A 16,782-nucleotide genomic window follows, 5' to 3' on the forward strand; every position below is an offset into this window, starting at 1 on the left:
CGGGCGTCCTGGGCTGGTGCCGCGCCAGGCTGTTCGCCACGCCGCTGAACGTGCTGCTGACGGTACTGCTGGCCTGGCTGCTGCTGATGCTGGTGCCGCCGCTCGTGGAATGGGCCTGGATCCGCGCCGATTTCACCGCGTCCAGTCCGCAGCAGTGCCGCGCCGCGGGCGGGGCCTGCTGGGCCTTCATCGCCCACGAATACCGGCTCATCCTGTTCGGCGTCTATCCCTACGACGAGCAGTGGCGGCCGCTGGTGGCCGCCATCGTGCTGCTGGTGGTGATCGTCTGCAGCGCCGTGCGGCGCTTCTGGCGGCCGGCGCTGGCCCTGGCCTGGGTCGTCGCGCTGGTGGCGGTGGCGATACTGATGTGGGGCGGGGTGCTGGGCCTGACGCCGGTCGAGGACAGCCGCTGGGGCGGCCTGCCGTTGACCCTGATCCTGTCGACCTTCGGCATCGCCTTCGCGTTTCCGCTGGGGCTGCTGCTGGCGCTGGGCAGGCGTTCGCGCATGCCCGCGGTCAAGGCGCTGTGCGTGGTGTACATAGAGCTGATCCGCGGCGTGCCGCTGATCAGCCTGCTGTTCATGTCCTCGGTGATGCTGCCGCTGTTCCTGCCCGAAGGCGTGGACATCGACAAGCTGTTGCGGGCGCAGATCGCCATCATCATGTTCGCCGCCGCCTACATCGCCGAGACCGTGCGCGGCGGCCTGCAGGCCGTGCCCCGCGGCCAGTACGAAGGCGCCGCGTCCATCGGCCTGAATTACTGGCAGACGATGCGCAAGATCATCCTGCCGCAGGCCTTGCGCATCGTCATCCCGCCGCTGGTGAGCATTTTCATCTCGCTCTTCAAGGACACATCCCTGGTCGTGGTGATCGGCATCTTCGACCTGACCCAGTCGGCCAAGGCGGCGCTGGCCGACCCGCAGTGGCGCGGCTTCAGCATCGAAGCCTACCTGTTCATCGCCGCCATCTATTTCATCTTCTGCTTTTCGATTTCGCGCTACAGCCGCTCGATCGAGGCCAGCCTGGGCGGCGCGCAGCGGCGCTGAACGCATGGCATCAACGGAGACAGTCACAATGCCCGGCACCGATTCCATCATCAGCATGCAGCAGGTCGGCAAGTGGTACGGCCAGTTCCAGGTGCTGCGCGGCATCGACCTGGAGGTGGCGCGCGGCGAGCGCATCGTGATCTGCGGCCCTTCGGGTTCCGGCAAGTCGACGCTGATCCGCTGCATCAACCGGCTCGAAGAGCACCAGCAGGGCCGTATCGTGGTCGAAGGCGTAGAGCTTACCAACGACCTCAGGCAGATCGAGCGCATACGCCGTGATGTAGGCATGGTGTTCCAGCATTTCAATCTGTTCCCGCATCTCACGGTGCTCGAGAACCTGACGCTGGGCCCCATGTGGGTATTGAAACAGGCCAGGGCGCAGGCGGAAGCCACCGCCATGGAATACCTGGCGCGCGTGCGCATACCCGACCAGGCATCCAAGTACCCGGGCCAGTTGTCCGGCGGCCAGCAGCAGCGCGTGGCGATCGCGCGTTCGCTGTGCATGCAGCCCAAGATCATGTTGTTCGACGAACCGACTTCGGCCCTGGACCCGGAAATGGTCAAGGAAGTGCTGGACGTCATGGTGGGCCTGGCCGAGGAATCCGGCATGACCATGCTGTGCGTGACGCACGAAATGGGCTTTGCGCGCAAGGTGGCCGACCGGGTGATCTTCATGGACCAGGGCGAAATCGTCGAACAGAACACCCCCGACGCGTTTTTCGACCACCCGCAGCACGAGCGTACGCGCCTGTTCCTGAGCCAGATCCTGCATTGAGCCGGGTTTTGCATTGAAACCGAGCCGGATCCCGCATAGAGGCCCGGCCGCCTCCGAAGCTGGGTTCCCCCACCTGCCATTCCCGGCTCCCCGGTGCGGGGGGATGGGACTGTGGTGCATGAGGCTGATGCGTGGGACGGAAGGCCGGGACACGAGGCAGGGCCTGGATGCTGGTGCTGGGGCGTGGGGCCGCTGCGCACGGGGCCGCCCGGGCCTCGCGCAGCCATGGCCGAAAATGTAAAAAAAGGTAGGAAACTGGCGTAAAGAGGGATTAGTATTGGCCTTCTGCGATTCCGCCCCTGGGATTTCGCCCTAGTCTTGTTCTGGAAGTTGTTTTCAATGAGGAAAAAACCAATGTTGTCGAGAATAAAATCCTGGTCCATGTCGGTCGCTGCCGGCGGCGCGCTGGCTTGCGCCGCGCTGACCCTGGCCGCGCCCGCTGCGCAGGCCGCCGACTTCCCCGCCCATGCCCTGCAATTCATCGTTCCTTATGCGCCGGGCGGCCCGCTGGACACGGTCGCGCGCCTGCTGGCCCAGAAGGTCGAGCCCGAACTCGGGCAGACGGTCATTGTGGAAAACAAGCCGGGCGCCGGCGGCAATATCGGCGCCAGCGTGGCGGCCAAGGCCAAGCCCGACGGCTATACGCTGGTCATGGGCGCGGTGGCGATCAACGCCATCAATCCCTGGCTCTATTCCAAGCTGCCCTTCGATCCGGTCAAGAGCTTCGCCCCGGTCACCATTGTCGCGTCGGTGCCCAATGTATTGATCCTCAACAAGGAATTCGCCTCGACCAACCACATCAAGTCGGTGCATGACCTGATCGCCTACGCCAAGGCGCACCCGGGCCAGCTGAATTTCGCGTCCGGCGGCAACGGCAGCGCCGGCCACCTGGCCGGAGCCCTGCTGAACAAGCGCGCAGGCATCGACACGGTCCACGTGCCCTACCAGGGGGCGTCGCCCGCCAAGCTGGCCCTGCTCGCGAACCAGGCCAATTTCATGTTCGACAACCTGGCCTCGGCCGCCGGCCTGATCAAAGAGGGCAAAGTGGTCGCTCTGGCGGTAACCACCGCGCAGCGCTCGTCCATCTATCCCAAGCTGCCCACCATGGAAGAAGAGGGCGTCAAGGACTTCGACCTGGGCACCTGGTTCGGCGTATTCGCCACCGGCGGCACGCCCAAGCCCGTCATCGATCGCCTGAACAAGGCATACAGCAAGGCGCTGGAAGACCCCGCCGTGCGCAAGATGCTGCTGACCATGGGCTCGGACACCAAGCCGGATACTCCGGAAGCCTTTGCCGAACTGGTCAAGCATGACCTGGCGAAATACAAGGAAATCGTCAAGGTATCGGGCGCCAAGATCTTCTGATGCCCGTGGCCGCTGCCGGCCGCGCTTCCCGGCCTTGCCGGGCGCCGCGGCCGCCGGCCTCAACAAAAAATAACACTCTGCCCGGAGAGGGCTCTGATAGCATATTGCAGGACCGGATGCCCTTGTTTGTCCCCGGGCGGGCCATGCGCCCCGAGGCAGGCTCCTTACGGGGCCGGGTAGAGTCCGGCGCGGGGCCAGAGGCGCCGCCCGAAGCATGGCGACGGTGCCGCCGACGGCGGCGATTACAAGGAGAAGAACATGGAACTATCAGTGCGTGTCAACCGCGTCAGCCGAGTGGCGGCATGTATCGGGGTCGTGGCCTTGATGGCGGGTTGCGCCAATATGAACAACATGAGCCAGGGCCAGAAAACCGCCGTGGGCGCCGGCGCCGGCGCGGCCTTGGGCGCCGGATTGGGGGCGCTGATAGGCAATAGCAGTGGTGCGGCGCTGATAGGCGCGGGCGTGGGCGCGGTGGCCGGCGGCATCGTCGGCTACAACTGGGCCGGCGTCAAGAAAGAAGTGCAGCAGTCCGGCGCGCAGAAGTTGGGCATAGACGTGACCGAAATGCCGGACGGCACGCTCAAGGTCAACATCCCCAGCAATGTCTCGTTCGATACCGGCAAGTATGTGCTCAAGCCAGCCCTGTTGCCTGTGCTGGACAGCGTGGCGCACGCCCTCACCGAGCATCCCGAACTGCGGGCCAAGGCCATCGGCTATACCGACAGCACCGGCTCGGCATCGCTCAACCAGACGCTGTCGGTCAATCGCGCGCGCGCTGTAACCGACTACCTGGGCCAGCGCGGCGTGGCGCCCAGCAGGCTGTCTCTGGAAGGCCGCGCCTCGGCCAACCCGATCGGCGACAACAACACTGCCGCGGGCCGCGCCTTGAACCGCCGCGTCGAGCTGTATCTGTATGCCGTGAAGCAATAAGCAGGTTCTTGTCGGTAAATTGATGTGCGGGCCTGCGTGACTTGCCCCGCGAAGCCTGGCTCGGTGTCCGGCTTCTTGGGTCGCAGTTCACGCAGGCCTTTCAGTCTTTGCTGCGGGCGTGGGCCCGCTTTGCCCCGCTCCGGGGCCGCTCGGGCTCCCGTCCCGTGGCCACCAGCCATCTCCAGCGGGCCGGCGCCGTGCTTGTCGCCTCAGGCGTCGGGGCCACGTACCGCCTGAATCAATGCGCCGGCCTGGCGTATCATCATTGCCAGGTCCGAGGCGATCGCCACGAAGCTGTATCCCTGGGCCATGAATTGTGAGACCATTTCCGGGTTTGGCCCGACGATGCCGCAAGGTATGCCGGCGGCCCGGCAGCGCCGGGCGACGTCCTGGATCACTGCCTGGACTTCCGGATGGGCGATATTTCCGATATGCCCCATGCTGGCCGACAAATCGCCCGGGCCGAGAAACAGTGCGTCGACTCCGGGCACGGCCGCAATTTCTTCGAGGGCGGCGACGGCCTGCGGGGTTTCCAGCTGGATGATCACGCAAGTCGAGCCGTTGGCGCGCCTGGCGTAATCGCGGGCGCTGCCGTAGCCGCTTGCCCGGTGCATGGCGGCGTAGCCGCGTATGCCCTCGGGTGGGTACTTGGCATACGACACGGCCCGGCGCGCGGCTTGTGCGTCGTTGACGAAGGGCACCATGACGGTCTGGGCGCCCATGTCGAGCGCGCGCTTGAACAATACGGGCTCGTTGGCGGCCAGGCGCGCGATAGGGCATGCGTCGGTGCCGGCGATGGCCTGCAACATGCCCAGCACATCGCGGTCGTCCAGCGGCACGTGCTCCAGGTCGATGAGCAGCCAGTCGAACGCGGCGCGCCCCATGGCCTCCGCGATGGCGGGCGAGCCCGACATGAGCCAGGTGCCCAGGGGAATACGCGCCCCTGAAAGCAGGCGGCGGAAGGGGTTTTCAAGTATGTCGGTAGGCGAGGGCATATATTGGTGCTTGCTGATATGTGCTGGATTGTCGATCAGGAAAATCGTGCCGCCGGTCTGACGGCACGGAAGACGCGGGGGCGGCAAGTGGCGTATGGGCGTGCGCGCGCCGGATCCGCGGTTCGTTTCACGGCTCGCCGCAAGATGTGGCGCGCCGCTATGCGCTGCGCGGAACATTGCATCGCCGCGGCCCGGCCGGTGCGCGCTTCGTGTTCGCCGTGTTCAATTCATCTTCATCCCCGCTTCCTTGGTAAGTTTGTGCATGCCCGCCAGGTCTTTCTTTATCAGGGCCTCGAACTGGGCCGGTGTGGACGACAGGACTTCGTATCCTTGCTTTTCCAGCGGCTGACGGAAGGAAGGAGATTTGAGGATGGCGCCCATTTCCCGGTTGAGCCGATCGACGATGGCGTGCGGCGTGCCGCGCCGCACCAGAATGCCGTTCCACACCACGGATATCACGCCCGGCACGCCGGCTTCGGCGAAGGTCGGAACATTGGGCAACGCAGGCGAACGCTTGGTGTCGGCCACCGCCAGCAGGCGCACCTTGTCGCTGTTTTTCAAGGGCACCAGCGCGGGCAGGTTGTTGAACATCATGGGGATATTGCCGGCCAGCACGTCCATCAGCGCCGGCGCGCCACCCTTGTACGGGACATGCACCAGCTTGATGCCGGCTTGCTTCTGGAAAAGGACGCCCGCCAAGTGCATGGTGTTGCCATAGCCGGCGGACCCGAAATCGATATGGCCCGGATTTGCCTTGGCCGCACGTATCACGTCGGCTACCCGCTTGTACGGCGTCTTGGTGCTGACCACGAGCACGTTGGCCATCTGGTGGGTGAGAGTGATGGGCTGCAAGTCCTTGGCCGGGTCGTAGCCTGTGTCCGCATACAGGTTGGGATTGATCGTAAGCGTGCTGGTCGACCCCAGCAGCAGCGTGTAGCCGTCGGCCGCCTGGCGCCGCGCCACGAAAGCGGAACCGATATTTCCGTTGGCCCCGGGGCGATTCTCGACGATTACCGTCTGGCCCAGGCGTTCGCCCAATGCATGCCCCAGTGTGCGGGCGAATTGGTCGGCCGCGCCGCCCGGAGGATATGGCACGACCAGGGTGATAGGGCGCGTGGGGTAAGCGCCGGATGATTGCGCCCAGGCGATCTGGGGCACTTCCAGCATGGCGCAGGCCGCGAGGCCGGCGAGGCAACGATATAGGGATAGGCGGCGGTTCACTGGTCTTGTCTCCTTGTTTCGGGATTGGGCCTGTCTACGCGGTAAATCCATGCCGCTCGACAGGCAGGCGGCGATGTCCCTCGGGTTTTCCTGTTTGCCTCTAGTGTTTTATGTGATATATGTTACCGGTAACATAGGAAGGAGTGTAAAGTTCCTATCCGTGACGGAACCATAGGTGAAAACCATGAATCGACCCAGCAGTCCGCGGGCCTCGCGCCGCAAGGCCGGCACGCGCACTATCCGCGACGTGGCCGCGCTTGCGGGGGTGTCGTCCATCACGGTGTCACGTTACTTCAATACTCCCGAGAAGGTGTCCGAGGCCGTGCGCGAGCGGCTGCGCGAGATCATCGATCGCATCGGCTACGTGCCGAGCCAGGTGGCGGGCGGCCTGGCCTCGGGGCGCGGCCGGGTTGTGTGCGCGATCATGCAGAACATCGCCAGTGCGACCTTCGCCGATCTGGTCAAAGGCATGACCGATGAGTTGCAGGCATCCGGCCTGCAATTGCTGCTGGCCAATGCCTGCTATTCCCAATCCCTGGAAGAGGATGCGATCCGGGCGTTCCTGGGCTGGCATCCCAGCGCCCTGATACTGACGCGCGACGACCACACTCCCGCTGCGGAAGCGATGCTGGCCGCGTTGAACATTCCCGTGGTGGAGGCGTGGGGCTACGTGGAGGACCGGCCCTACCACCAGGTCGGCTTTCCCCACGCCGAAGCGGGCACCGAACTGACTAGGCACTTCCTCGATCAGGGCGCCAGGCGGGTGCGCTTCGTGCTGCCTTATGCCGAAGAGGATTTCCGCGCTACGCAGCGAGCCCAGGGATACGCGCGGGCCATGGCCGCGGCCGGCCTCGTTTCCGATGTGCGCAGGGCCGACGTGAGCGACGACTACGAGGTCGGCGCCCGCGAGATCGACGCCGTGCGCGCAGCACCCCGTGATACACGTCCCCAGGCCATTGTCTTTACCAATGACTACATGGCTGCCGGGGCCATACTGCATGCCTCCGATTGCGGGATGGACCTGCCGGCCGACTGTGCGATCGCGGGCTTTGGCGGGGCCGGGGTTTCCGCCCGGCTCAAGCCCGCCTTGACCACGCTGCGACCGGGCCGCTATCAGATCGGCCAGCAGGCGGCGCGCACCGTGCTGCAATTGCTGGCCGCGGATCCGGCAACTGAGCCTAGCGCCAGCCGGACGTTGGTGCCGTGCGAATTGCTGGTCCGGGAAAGCAGCAGGATCGTGCGGCCCTGAGCCGGGCTCGTGCGCGCTGGGCCTTCACTTCCCGTCGGATAGCGAGTCGATCAGCGACAGGACGGTGTTTTCGACCAGTTGGCGGTCTTGTGCCGACAAGGCCCAATAGGCTTGCGGCGCGATGCGCTCGAAGGGCCATGTGCGGCCGCCTCTCTTGGGGCCTGGCTCGTCCAGGCGGCCCGGGCTGATGGAGACGGGCTCCATGTCGCCCTTGCCATGCAGCAGCCAGAGCGCGCTGACCCGCAAGGCGTCGGCCAGGCCCAATATGTCCTTGGGCGCGGCGCGGCTGCCGCTCTCGTAATTGGCGATCGCCCCTTGAGACAGGCCGCAAGCAGCCGCCACCTCGGCTTGGGTGAGGTGGCGCAGGGTGCGGGCGTGGCGCATGCGCTCGGCAAAAGTATTCACAATCGTGATTGAATAATGTTATTCAACCACGTTGGTTATATCGATAATAACAATCGTGATTAAAATCCGGTGATCTACGAAACGCGGCCCCAGGGCATACGGCCGGGCGCTTCAGTCCGCGCTGAAGGCGTGCTTGTGCCAGCGCAGGCCGGCGGGCTCTACGGTCACGACGTCGAAGCGGCAAGCCGCGGCATTGCAGCCGCAATGTCCGCGGCTCAGTTCGGGCAGGAAGTATTGCGCGGCGCGGATCAGGCGCTGCTGTTTCTGGCGGTTTACACTGGCGGCCGCGCCGCCATAGTCCGCGGAGCTTCTGTGCCGGACTTCGATGAACACCAGCACAGTGCCGTCCAGACCGACGAGATCGATTTCGCCGACGGTGCAGCGCAGGTTCCTAGCCACGATGCGCAGGCCAGATTGTTCCAGCCAGCGCCGCGCCTGCGTCTCGGCCCGCAGCCCGTCCCGCTGGGCTGGCGTGGGCGGGCGCGACGGCGCCGCGGCCGCCGGTTTGCGTGGACGCGCGGCTGCGGCCTGCCTGCGCTTGCGGCGGCGTATCGCGTCGCGTTGGGCGCTGCGCGCCAGTTCGAGTAGGATGGCAAGGTCATCGCCCTGCATGCGGCGGCTCCTCGGGTGTCCGGCAGGCCGTGCGACGGCCGTCGCGGCGCCGGCCGGCGGGCGCGGAAAGCGGCTGCGCAATGCCGGGCATCCCGGCGGGTTCGACGCCGGGCCCGGCGCGTCGCGAACAACGAGCAACAGAATCCAGGTTCCAGTATGAACGATCCGTCCCGTTTTGCAGACTCCCCATCGACATGGAATGATCTCATCGAGCGCGTGGGGGCGCAGACCTGGCCGCAGGCCACGCTGTATGTCGTGGCCACGCCCATAGGCAATCTCGGCGACCTGAGCCTGCGCGCCTGGCAGGCGCTGCGGCGCTGCGACGTGATCGCCGCCGAAGACACGCGCGCCAGCCGCACGCTGCTGCAGGCCTGGGGGGTCGATACCCCGCTGATGGCGGCGCATCGCCACAACGAAGCTGAAGCCGCGCAGGCTATCGTGCAGCGGCTGGCCCAAGGCCAGCGCGTCGCGCTGGTGTCGGACGCGGGCGCGCCGGGGGTCAGCGATCCCGGTGCGCGCATCGTGCGCACGGTGCGCGAGGCCGGTTACCGTGTCACGGCGCTGCCCGGGGCCAGCGCGGTGATCACTGCCTTGATGGCGAGCGGCGCCACCTCGGACGAAAACCCGGCCTTTGCGTTCGCCGGCTTCATGCCTGCGCGGCAGGCGGCGCGCCGCAAGTGGCTGGCGCAATGGTGCGCTGTGCCCGCGCCGGTCGTGATGTTCGAGTCGCCCCATCGCCTGGCGCAGGCCGTGGCCGACCTGGCGGAGGTGTGCGGCACGGGGCGGCGGCTGACGCTGGCGCGCGAACTCACCAAGCGCTTCGAGGAGATCGTCACGCTGCCGCTGGCGGAGATGGAGGCCTGGCTGGCTGCCGATGCGCATCGCAGCCAGGGGGAGTTCGTGCTGATCGTGCACCAGGGTGAAGAAGATCCGGCCCAAGCCGGGGCCAGCGATCCTCGTGCGGCCGAGGTGCTCGACGCCTTGCTGGAAACGCTGAGCGTGCGCGATGCGGCCCGGGTCGCGGCGAAATTGACCGGCCTGCCGCGCGATGAGCTATATACGATGGCGCTGGCGCGACGGCCGGGAAAGACATAGCCGGCGCGGACGCAGCAAGAGGCATGCTTACGCATGCGCCGCGCGGCGGGGCCGAGGCAGGATGGGCCGGGGCAGGGCGAGGCAGGACAGGGCCGAGACGGGACGGGACGGGGCGAAGCAGGATGGGCCCGAGGCAAGGCTGTGCGGAGCACCTTGCCGCAGCAGGCCGGCGCTTCAGCGCAGCGCGACGTCGGGAGCGACCACGGTCGAGGCCACGCCGGTGCGCTGCTGGATGCGCACCGCAGCATTGACCGCCGCCGTGCGGTCCGGATAGGGCCCGAGCCGGACCCTGTACAGATTGCCGTCCGGCTGGATGCGGACATCGCGGCCTTCGGCGCCGGCAAGCTGGGTGTTGATCTTTTGCGCCAGGCGGTCGGCGTTTTCCTGGCCGCTGAAGGCCCCGAACTGCAGATAGATGCGGTCCGTGCCGGCGCCAGCGCTTGCGCTAGCGGGCGCCGAGGCGGCCGGCTCCTGGTAGGAGGCCCTGGCGACGGCAGGCTGCGGCTGAGCGTCGTACGCGACCGTAGCCGAAGGCGCGGGAGCCGGGCTGCCCTGGTTCGAAGACGGCTGGTCCAGCGCCAGCATGGCGTTGGGCGTGGGTTCCGCCACGGCGCTGGTCGTGGCCACCTCGACCGCGGGCGGCGCTGGCTGCACCCTGCCGCCGGTTGCCGCGGCGATATCCGAAATGTGGGTCTCGCCGCGTGCAATGTCGGTATTGGTAATGGCATCGACGATGACCTCGCCGCTGCCCGGCCCGACGATGCCCAGCTTGGCCGCCGCCACGTAGGACAGATCCATGATGCGGCCGGTGTGGAAGGGGCCGCGGTCGTTGATGCGCACGATGACCGACTTGCCGGTGCCGACGCGGGTGACGCGGGCATAGCTGGGGATGGGCAGGGTCGGGTGCGCCGCCGTCATGGCGTACATATTGTAGGTTTCGCCGGTGGAGGTCTTGGCGCCGTGGAACATCTTGCCGTACCAGGAGGCGATGCCGACCTGCCGGAACGGCCGGTCCGAGCTCATGGGGTAGTAGTGCTTGCCGAACACCGAATACGGCTTGCTGGCCGCCCGGGACGGGGTTTCGACGCGCGGCACGGCGTCGGGAACGGAGCTGAGGTCGGGGGCGTTCGCGCCGGGGCCGTCGTTCTTGTAGTAGCCGCCGCCGCGCGTGTGCGTGGTGGAGCAGCCTGCCAGGACGGCCAGGCATGTCAGTGTCAGGATGGCGGCAAGCGAACGTAATGCGGTCATGGCACCCCGGTGCGACACCTCTTCAATGTGAACGGACTTTAAGCTCTAAGTGGGCGGCTGGTTGCGATGCCGGACCAGCAGCGGCGAGTGGTCGGCGAACCGCCTCGCGAGTTGTTCTACCACATAGACAGACCGATGCTGCCCGCCCGTGCACCCTATGGCTACCGTCAGGTAGTTGCGGGTATCCTGCATGTACAAAGGCAGCCAGCGCCGTATGAAGCCGGCGATGTCCTCGATCATGGTCTCGACGCTGCCGAACTGGCCTAGCCATTTTGCCACAGCTTCGTCGCGTCCGGTAAGGGGGCGCAGGGCGCGGTCGTAATGGGGGTTGGGCAGGCAGCGCACGTCGAACACCAAATCGGCGTCGCCCGGCACCCCTCGCTTGTAGGCGAAAGACTCGAATGTCAGCACCACCGGCGCGCGATCGGCCTGCACTAGGTCGCGCACCCAGGCGCGTAGCTGCCCCGGCGTCAGGTCGGAGGTGTCGATGACGTGTTCCTGCTCGCGCAGCGGCGCCAGCAGTTCGCGTTCGGTGTCTATGCATTCCTGCAGCGAAGGTGTCTTGCCGCCGCGCTGCAGCTTGTCGGTGAGAGGATGGCGGCGCCGCGATTCGGAATAGCGCTGCTGCAGGGTGTGGTCGCTGGCATCCAGGAAGATCACGCGGAAGGCCGTGCCGCCGGCGCGCAAGTCGTTGATGACGCCCGGCAGCTCGGCCAGCTCGCCCGGCGAGCGCACGTCTATGGCCACCGCCACGCGTTCGAGATCGTCTTCGCGCGTGCTGGCGATGAATTCGTGCAGGAAGCGCACCGGCAGGTTATCGACGCAGGTATAGCCGGCATCTTCGAGCAGCCGCAGGGCTACCGATTTGCCCGAGCCCGAAATACCTGTGATGAGAACAACGCGAAACATGTCAGATAAGGTCCAGATTTGGGCGCGCGCGGCGTGCCGCGCGGCCATTCGTAAGCTTGCTGCCGGGCCGCCCGCCGCGGCTTCATTCCTTGTTGCTGCTCTCCATGATCGCCAAGGCCTGGCGCTCGATGAATTCGCCCATGGTGTCGATGCCGCGCAGCGTCAGGATGGTATTGCGCACCGCGGCCTCGACCAGCACGGCCAGGTTGCGGCCGGCAGCCACTTGCAGCATCACGCGGCGTATGGGCAGGCCCAGGATGTCCTGGGTCTGGTCCTGCACGGGCAGGCGCTCGAAGGCGTCGGCGCTGGAGCGCACCAGTTGCACCACCAGCTTGAGCTTCATTTTGCGCCGCACCGAGGTTTCGCCGAATATGGTGCGTATGTCCAGCAGGCCCAGGCCGCGCACTTCGAGCAGGTTTTGCAGCAGCGACGGGCAAGTGCCTTCGATCATGTTGGGCGCGGTGCGGGACAGTTCCACCGCGTCGTCGGCCACCAGGCCGTGGCCGCGCGAGATCAGTTCTAGCGCCAGTTCGCTCTTGCCCAGCCCGGATTCGCCGGTGATCAGCACCCCCAGGCCCAGCACGTCCATGAATACGCCGTGCACCGTGGTCTTGGGGGCGAGCCGCTTGCCCAGGTAGATGCGCAGCAGGTCTATGAGCTGCGCCGCCTCTATGGGCGTGCCCAGCAGCGGGATCTGCTGCAGGTTGCAGAATTCGCGCAGGTCGTCCGGCACCGGCTGGTCGCCGGCTATGAGCATGGCGGGCACGCCCCCGGCCACCAGGTCTTCCAGGTGATGCACGCGCCGCTTGGGCTCGAAGCGCGTGTAGTAGGAAAGCTCTTCGCGGCCGAACACCTGTATGCGCGAGGGGTGTATCAGGTTCAGGTGGCCCACCAGGTCGGCGCCCGACATGCCGACGTCGGGAATCAGGCGGTGCGCCGCGCCCAGCCCGGCTATCCAGTGGAAGGGGATTTTGTCGGCGTTGTCGCTGACGAGTTCTTGGATGGTGAGCATTTGGGGGCTGGGGCCTGTTCGGGCTTTAGGCCGTCGCCCCGCCCTGGGCGGGCGGGTCGGCGGAAAGCAGGGCGTGGATGGCTGCAACGTCGGTCTCGGTGGCCAGCGTCTGGCGCAGCGCCGGATTGGACACGAGCCGGGCGATTTCGGCCAGCAGGTCCAGGTGCAACTGCGTGGCGGTTTCGGGCACCAGCACGAAAAACAGCAGGCTCGCCATGCGCCCGTCGCTGGCGTCGAAACGCACCGGGTCGGCCAGCCTGATGAAGGCGGCGCAAGGTTCTTTCAGGCCCTTGATACGGCCATGTGGCACTGCAATATGGTGGCCCAGCGCGGTCGAGCCCAGTCTTTCGCGGGCGATCAGGCTGTGGAATACCGAGGTGCGGGCAATGCCCTGGTTGTTCTCGAAGAGCAGGCCGGCCTGCTCGAAAGCCCTTTTCTTGCTGGTGGCGGGCAGGTCGAGCACCACGTTTTGCGGTGGCAGGATGCGGGACAATAGGTTCATATGGCCCATTATATGGGCTTCTGCCTAGGGTTTCCGTCTGGGGTATGGAACGTGGGCTTTGCGGGCTGGAAAGCCCGCAATCACGGAGTTTGGCGCTCGTTGTGGAAACTTAGCCGGCGGAAGCTTCCAGCCGCTTGGCAGGGTCGTGGGCGTGGTCCTGGACCTTGTCCTTGTACTTGATGACCTGGCGGTCGATCTTGTCGGCCAGGAGATCGATAGCGGCATAGAGATTGTCGTCGTCGGCCGCGCAATGGATGTCCTTGCCGCGCAGCCGCATTGTAACTTCGGCGGTATGCTTCAAGCGCTCTACCGAGAGCATGACCTGGGTGTCGATGACATGATCAAAGTGTCGTGAAACCCTCGCCATCTTGTTCAAGACGTACTCGCGTATGGCGGGAGTGACTTCGAGATGACGACCGCTGATGCTCAGGTTCATATTGTGCTCTCCTAGAAAAAATCACACAGGTGCGCCCATGGCGCGGATGTATCGGGTAGGCGGCCTCCTTGCCGGTAGTCTTGACGAGTCCAGTGTATAGCTTGTGCAAACTAAATCAAGCCCCCGGCGCCGGGCGCAGCGCGGCACTTCCAGTGAGGCTTGGGGTAAACGATGAGGGGCTCGGGGAGCGTCCGCCGGACGCCCCCGGTGTGTTGCCGCCCGGCGGGCGCCGCGGCGTTACATCCTGAAGTTTTTGCCGAGGTAAACCTTGCGCACGGCTTCGTTGTCGATGATCTCGCTGGGGTGGCCCTTGGTGAGGACCTTGCCTTCGCTGATGATGTAGGCGCGGTCGCAGATGCCCAGGGTTTCGCGCACGTTGTGGTCGGTGATCAGCACGCCGATATTGCGGCTTTTCAGGAAGTGCACGATGCGCTGGATCTCGATGACGGCGATGGGGTCGACGCCCGCGAAGGGTTCGTCCAGCAGGATGAAGCGCGGGTGCGTGGCCAGCGCCCGCGCGATTTCCACGCGGCGCCTTTCCCCGCCCGACAGCGAGATCGCCGTGTTGCGGCGGATGTGCGAGATCTGCAGTTCGTCTATGAGCGACTCGAGGTTCTCGCCGATGCGCGCCGAGGAGATGGGCCGCCCGTCATCGTCGAGCTGCAGCTCGAGCACGGCGCGGATGTTTTCCTCGACGGTCAGGCGCCGGAATACCGAGGCGTCCTGCGGCAGGTACGACAGCCCCATGCGGGCGCGCCGGTGCATGGGCAGGCCGGTGATCGGCGTGCCGTCGATCTCGATGCGTCCGGCGTCGGCGGGGATGATGCCGACGATCATGTAGAAGCTGGTGGTCTTGCCGGCGCCGTTGGGGCCGAGCAGGCCGACGACTTCGCCGCTGTCGACCGACAGCGAGACGTCGTGCACCACGGTGCGCTTGCCGTAGGTCTTGCGCAAGCCGGTGGCGCGCAGGCTGCGCAGGGGCGGCGCGTTGGGAGGGGATGCGGCGTTGGGAGTGGATGACATGAAGCTTATCGATTCCCGGTAGGCTTGCCCGCGGCCGGCGCGGACTTCTTGCTGCACTCCGCCACGGCGGCGTCGATCTTGGCGCCCGGCTGCGCGACCGAGCGCACCCGGCCGCCGGCGGCGGCGGAATTCGGGCCGCCGTAGGCCTGGTAGATGTCGGTCTTCTGGTTGTACTTGACCCTTTCGCCGCTGATCGAGTCGAAGGGCTTGCCGCAGACGAAGCGCGTGACCACGGCCTTGCCTATCATCTCGAATTCTTCGGTCTTGCCGTTATATTCGGCGCGCAGGCCGCGGGCCTCTATGACTTCGAATTTCTCGGGGTTTTCCTGGCGCACGAAAACCAGCTTGCCGGGGGCGACGGTGGCGGTGCCGTACTGGAACCCTTCGGCGTCCTGGTGCGCGACGAGCTTGTCGGCGCGCAGCGTCATGAGGCCGCGCGTCATCACGACATTGCCCGTGAATATGCTTTCTTTCTTGACGTCGTTGTAGTTCAGCGTGTCGGACAGCACCACGGTGTCGGGCTGTTCGGCCGGCTTCTTGCCGGCTTGAGAACCGGATTTCGAGTGATCGGCGGCGGGTTGCGCCGCTGCATTCTTGCTGCCGGCGCTGGCGGAGGACGGCGGCGTCCCGGCGGCGGACGCGGCCAGCGCCGGGGCGCAGGCCAGGGCCGTGGCCAGCAGCATCGCGGACGCCGTACGCAGGGCGAGCGTGGTGCGGGAGTCGAGGGTCATGGTTTTTTCTTTTTGGCGTTGGCGTTTTGTTGGTTCTGCACGTCTTGAGCCGAGATCTTGACGTCGCTGGACGAAAACACTTGCAGGACACGGGTCTTGTTATCGTAACGCATGCCCTTGCCGTTCATGGTGGAATTGCCGTTGACCACCAGCGCGGGCAGGTCGGTAAAGGCCACATTGTCGTCGGGCAGCAGGGTGAGTTCCTGGCTGGTCACGTCCAGCGGCGCGTGGTCCTTGTCGGGCAGCCGGTGCAGGTGGGCGTCGCCCTTCATGACGATGCGCGAACCGTTCTTGTCCATGATGGCGATCTTGGACGTGCCTATGGTGATGGGCGACCCGGGCTGCTGGCCGATCGCCTTCGCGGTGGTCACCAGGTAGGAATCGTCGTCCGGGTAGTGGTTCATGTGCACGCCTTCGAGCCGGTTGATGGCGATGCCGGATTCGTCGGTGCGCACCATGATGAAATGCTCGGCCCAGGAATCCGGGTCATGGCTGATGCGCCGCGGCGGATCTATGGGGATGGAACGCTGCGCGTAGTCGGCCGCCCACCAGGTGCCCAGCACGAGGGCCACCAGCAGGGCCACGGCGATGACGGCGGGAATGCGGTCTTTCATGGGGGCTTACTGCACCGCGGCGCCGGCCATGGCCGGCCGCGCGCCGAGAAATGCCCGCAGGCGGCCCTGCGCGGCCAGGATCAGGTCGCAGCACTCGCGCACCGCCCCGGCCCCGGCGTCGCGGGTGGTCACCCAGTGCGCGGCCTGGGCCACGTAGCTGGGGGCCTGCGGGACGCTGACGGCCAGGCCGGCGCGCTGCATGGCGGCAAGGTCGATGATGTCGTCGCCCATGAAACCCACTTGTTCCATGGGGCAGCCCTGTTCCTGGGCCAGGCGCGCCAGCGCCGAGGCCTTGTCGCGTTCGCCCTGCAGCACGGTGGCGATGCCCAGTTCGGCCGCGCGGCGCGGCAGGATGGAGCCCCGGCGGCCGGTGATGAAGGCGATGAACACGCCGCTTTCGCGCAGCAGCGACAGGCCGTGGCCGTCGAGCACGTGGAAGCACTTGAGGGCCTCGCCCTGTTCGCCGTACCAGAGGCGGCCGTCGGTCAGCACGCCATCGACATCGAAAGCCATCAGGCGGATGCGGCGCGCGCGCTCGATTACGGCCGGCGCGACCTTGGCCAGCACCAGGGCTTCGGCGGGATGGGGGACGTTGGGCATGTTCATTACGGGAA

19 protein-coding genes are annotated in these 16,782 nt (G+C 66.2%); 6 read left to right on the forward strand and 13 right to left on the reverse strand.

Annotation, left to right across the window (positions count from 1 at the left end; genetic code table 11):
- Positions 1-8: 8 nt before the first annotated feature.
- The 4 genes from KVP10_RS12655 to KVP10_RS12670 all read left to right on the forward strand — a co-directional run bounded on the left by KVP10_RS12655 (position 9) and on the right by KVP10_RS12670 (position 4,116).
- Positions 9-1,046: an amino acid ABC transporter permease gene (locus KVP10_RS12655; protein ID WP_246600642.1), complete on the forward strand. Its 1,038-nt coding sequence runs from the start codon at positions 9-11 to the stop codon at positions 1,044-1,046.
- Between the two features lie 28 nt (positions 1,047-1,074).
- Positions 1,075-1,821, forward strand: a complete 747-nt coding sequence (locus KVP10_RS12660) for an amino acid ABC transporter ATP-binding protein (RefSeq protein ID WP_246600603.1) — start codon at positions 1,075-1,077, stop codon at positions 1,819-1,821.
- Between the two features lie 354 nt (positions 1,822-2,175).
- Positions 2,176-3,186: a Bug family tripartite tricarboxylate transporter substrate binding protein gene (locus KVP10_RS12665; RefSeq protein WP_217964941.1), complete on the forward strand. Its 1,011-nt coding sequence runs from the start codon at positions 2,176-2,178 to the stop codon at positions 3,184-3,186.
- Between the two features lie 258 nt (positions 3,187-3,444).
- Positions 3,445-4,116 (forward strand): YiaD family glycine zipper/OmpA-like lipoprotein, encoded by a 672-nt coding sequence (locus tag KVP10_RS12670; RefSeq protein ID WP_217964942.1) that lies wholly within the window; start codon positions 3,445-3,447, stop codon positions 4,114-4,116.
- A 209-nt stretch (positions 4,117-4,325) separates the two neighbouring features.
- Here the strand turns inward: KVP10_RS12670 and KVP10_RS12675 are convergent, their stop codons facing one another.
- Entirely contained in the window at positions 4,326-5,111 is a 786-nt protein-coding gene (locus KVP10_RS12675; protein ID WP_217964943.1) for an HpcH/HpaI aldolase family protein, read from the reverse strand.
- Between the two features lie 222 nt (positions 5,112-5,333).
- Positions 5,334-6,332 (reverse strand): Bug family tripartite tricarboxylate transporter substrate binding protein, encoded by a 999-nt coding sequence (locus tag KVP10_RS12680; RefSeq protein ID WP_343218728.1) that lies wholly within the window; start codon positions 6,330-6,332, stop codon positions 5,334-5,336.
- Positions 6,333-6,516: 184 nt separating this feature from the next.
- Between KVP10_RS12680 and KVP10_RS12685 the strand changes: the two genes are divergently transcribed.
- Positions 6,517-7,581: a LacI family DNA-binding transcriptional regulator gene (locus KVP10_RS12685; protein WP_217964944.1), complete on the forward strand. Its 1,065-nt coding sequence runs from the start codon at positions 6,517-6,519 to the stop codon at positions 7,579-7,581.
- 24 nt (positions 7,582-7,605) lie between these two features.
- Here KVP10_RS12685 and KVP10_RS12690 read toward each other — a convergent pair whose 3' ends face one another.
- Positions 7,606-7,986: a helix-turn-helix domain-containing protein gene (locus KVP10_RS12690; protein ID WP_217964945.1), complete on the reverse strand. Its 381-nt coding sequence runs from the start codon at positions 7,984-7,986 to the stop codon at positions 7,606-7,608.
- A gap of 111 nt (positions 7,987-8,097) precedes the next feature.
- Complete coding sequence (locus KVP10_RS12695; RefSeq protein ID WP_217964946.1) at positions 8,098-8,598, reverse strand: YraN family protein; 501 nt, start codon at positions 8,596-8,598, stop codon at positions 8,098-8,100.
- Positions 8,599-8,754: 156 nt separating this feature from the next.
- On the opposite strand from KVP10_RS12695, the gene rsmI reads away from it, so the two are divergent.
- Entirely contained in the window at positions 8,755-9,693 is a 939-nt protein-coding gene (rsmI, locus tag KVP10_RS12700) for a 16S rRNA (cytidine(1402)-2'-O)-methyltransferase (protein WP_217964947.1), read from the forward strand.
- Between the two features lie 174 nt (positions 9,694-9,867).
- On the opposite strand, the gene KVP10_RS12705 is transcribed toward rsmI, so the two are convergent.
- From KVP10_RS12705 to KVP10_RS12745, 9 genes are all read right to left on the reverse strand, one after another.
- Positions 9,868-10,941 carry a septal ring lytic transglycosylase RlpA family protein gene (locus tag KVP10_RS12705; protein WP_217964948.1) on the reverse strand — a complete coding sequence of 358 codons (1,074 nt, stop codon included), beginning with the start codon at positions 10,939-10,941 and terminating at the stop codon, positions 9,868-9,870.
- 45 nt (positions 10,942-10,986) lie between these two features.
- On the reverse strand, positions 10,987-11,850 hold the full coding sequence (gene rapZ, locus KVP10_RS12710) for an RNase adapter RapZ (RefSeq protein ID WP_217964949.1): 864 nt from the start codon (positions 11,848-11,850) through the stop codon (positions 10,987-10,989).
- A gap of 82 nt (positions 11,851-11,932) precedes the next feature.
- Entirely contained in the window at positions 11,933-12,862 is a 930-nt protein-coding gene (gene hprK, locus KVP10_RS12715) for an HPr(Ser) kinase/phosphatase (protein WP_217964950.1), read from the reverse strand.
- Positions 12,863-12,887: 25 nt separating this feature from the next.
- Positions 12,888-13,364: a PTS sugar transporter subunit IIA gene (locus KVP10_RS12720; RefSeq protein WP_217964951.1), complete on the reverse strand. Its 477-nt coding sequence runs from the start codon at positions 13,362-13,364 to the stop codon at positions 12,888-12,890.
- A gap of 109 nt (positions 13,365-13,473) precedes the next feature.
- A complete protein-coding gene (hpf, locus tag KVP10_RS12725; protein WP_217964952.1) occupies positions 13,474-13,800 on the reverse strand; it encodes a ribosome hibernation-promoting factor, HPF/YfiA family in 327 nt (108 codons plus the stop codon).
- Between the two features lie 237 nt (positions 13,801-14,037).
- Entirely contained in the window at positions 14,038-14,823 is a 786-nt protein-coding gene (lptB, locus tag KVP10_RS12730; protein WP_217964953.1) for an LPS export ABC transporter ATP-binding protein, read from the reverse strand.
- A gap of 5 nt (positions 14,824-14,828) precedes the next feature.
- Positions 14,829-15,554, reverse strand: a complete 726-nt coding sequence (lptA, locus tag KVP10_RS12735) for a lipopolysaccharide transport periplasmic protein LptA (RefSeq protein WP_217964954.1) — start codon at positions 15,552-15,554, stop codon at positions 14,829-14,831.
- Positions 15,551-16,168 (reverse strand): LPS export ABC transporter periplasmic protein LptC, encoded by a 618-nt coding sequence (lptC, locus tag KVP10_RS12740; RefSeq protein WP_217964955.1) that lies wholly within the window; start codon positions 16,166-16,168, stop codon positions 15,551-15,553. The genes lptA and lptC overlap by 4 nt, the downstream gene beginning before the upstream one ends.
- A 6-nt stretch (positions 16,169-16,174) precedes the next feature.
- Complete coding sequence (locus KVP10_RS12745) at positions 16,175-16,774, reverse strand: KdsC family phosphatase (RefSeq protein ID WP_217964956.1); 600 nt, start codon at positions 16,772-16,774, stop codon at positions 16,175-16,177.
- Between the last annotated feature and the right edge of the window lie 8 nt (positions 16,775-16,782).

Source organism: Candidimonas humi, from assembly GCF_019166065.1.
GTDB classification, from domain to species: Bacteria; Pseudomonadota; Gammaproteobacteria; order Burkholderiales; family Burkholderiaceae_B; genus Candidimonas; species Candidimonas humi.

Excerpts from the sequence above, each read along its gene's own strand:
- KVP10_RS12660 (WP_246600603.1), top strand. The coding sequence starts at position 1,075 with ATGCCCGGCACCGATTCCATCATCAGCATGCAGCAGGTCGGCAAGTGG.
- KVP10_RS12665 (WP_217964941.1), top strand. The coding sequence starts at position 2,176 with ATGTTGTCGAGAATAAAATCCTGGTCCATGTCGGTCGCTGCCGGCGGC.
- KVP10_RS12670 (WP_217964942.1), top strand. The coding sequence starts at position 3,445 with ATGGAACTATCAGTGCGTGTCAACCGCGTCAGCCGAGTGGCGGCATGT.
- KVP10_RS12675 (WP_217964943.1), bottom strand. The coding sequence starts at position 5,111 with ATGCCCTCGCCTACCGACATACTTGAAAACCCCTTCCGCCGCCTGCTT.
- KVP10_RS12685 (WP_217964944.1), top strand. The coding sequence starts at position 6,517 with ATGAATCGACCCAGCAGTCCGCGGGCCTCGCGCCGCAAGGCCGGCACG.
- KVP10_RS12695 (WP_217964946.1), bottom strand. The coding sequence starts at position 8,598 with ATGCAGGGCGATGACCTTGCCATCCTACTCGAACTGGCGCGCAGCGCC.
- rsmI (WP_217964947.1), top strand. The coding sequence starts at position 8,755 with ATGAACGATCCGTCCCGTTTTGCAGACTCCCCATCGACATGGAATGAT.
- KVP10_RS12705 (WP_217964948.1), bottom strand. The coding sequence starts at position 10,941 with ATGACCGCATTACGTTCGCTTGCCGCCATCCTGACACTGACATGCCTG.
- rapZ (WP_217964949.1), bottom strand. The coding sequence starts at position 11,850 with ATGTTTCGCGTTGTTCTCATCACAGGTATTTCGGGCTCGGGCAAATCG.
- hprK (WP_217964950.1), bottom strand. The coding sequence starts at position 12,862 with ATGCTCACCATCCAAGAACTCGTCAGCGACAACGCCGACAAAATCCCC.
- KVP10_RS12720 (WP_217964951.1), bottom strand. The coding sequence starts at position 13,364 with ATGAACCTATTGTCCCGCATCCTGCCACCGCAAAACGTGGTGCTCGAC.
- hpf (WP_217964952.1), bottom strand. The coding sequence starts at position 13,800 with ATGAACCTGAGCATCAGCGGTCGTCATCTCGAAGTCACTCCCGCCATA.
- lptB (WP_217964953.1), bottom strand. The coding sequence starts at position 14,823 with ATGTCATCCACTCCCAACGCCGCATCCCCTCCCAACGCGCCGCCCCTG.
- lptA (WP_217964954.1), bottom strand. The coding sequence starts at position 15,554 with ATGACCCTCGACTCCCGCACCACGCTCGCCCTGCGTACGGCGTCCGCG.
- lptC (WP_217964955.1), bottom strand. The coding sequence starts at position 16,168 with ATGAAAGACCGCATTCCCGCCGTCATCGCCGTGGCCCTGCTGGTGGCC.
- KVP10_RS12745 (WP_217964956.1), bottom strand. The coding sequence starts at position 16,774 with ATGAACATGCCCAACGTCCCCCATCCCGCCGAAGCCCTGGTGCTGGCC.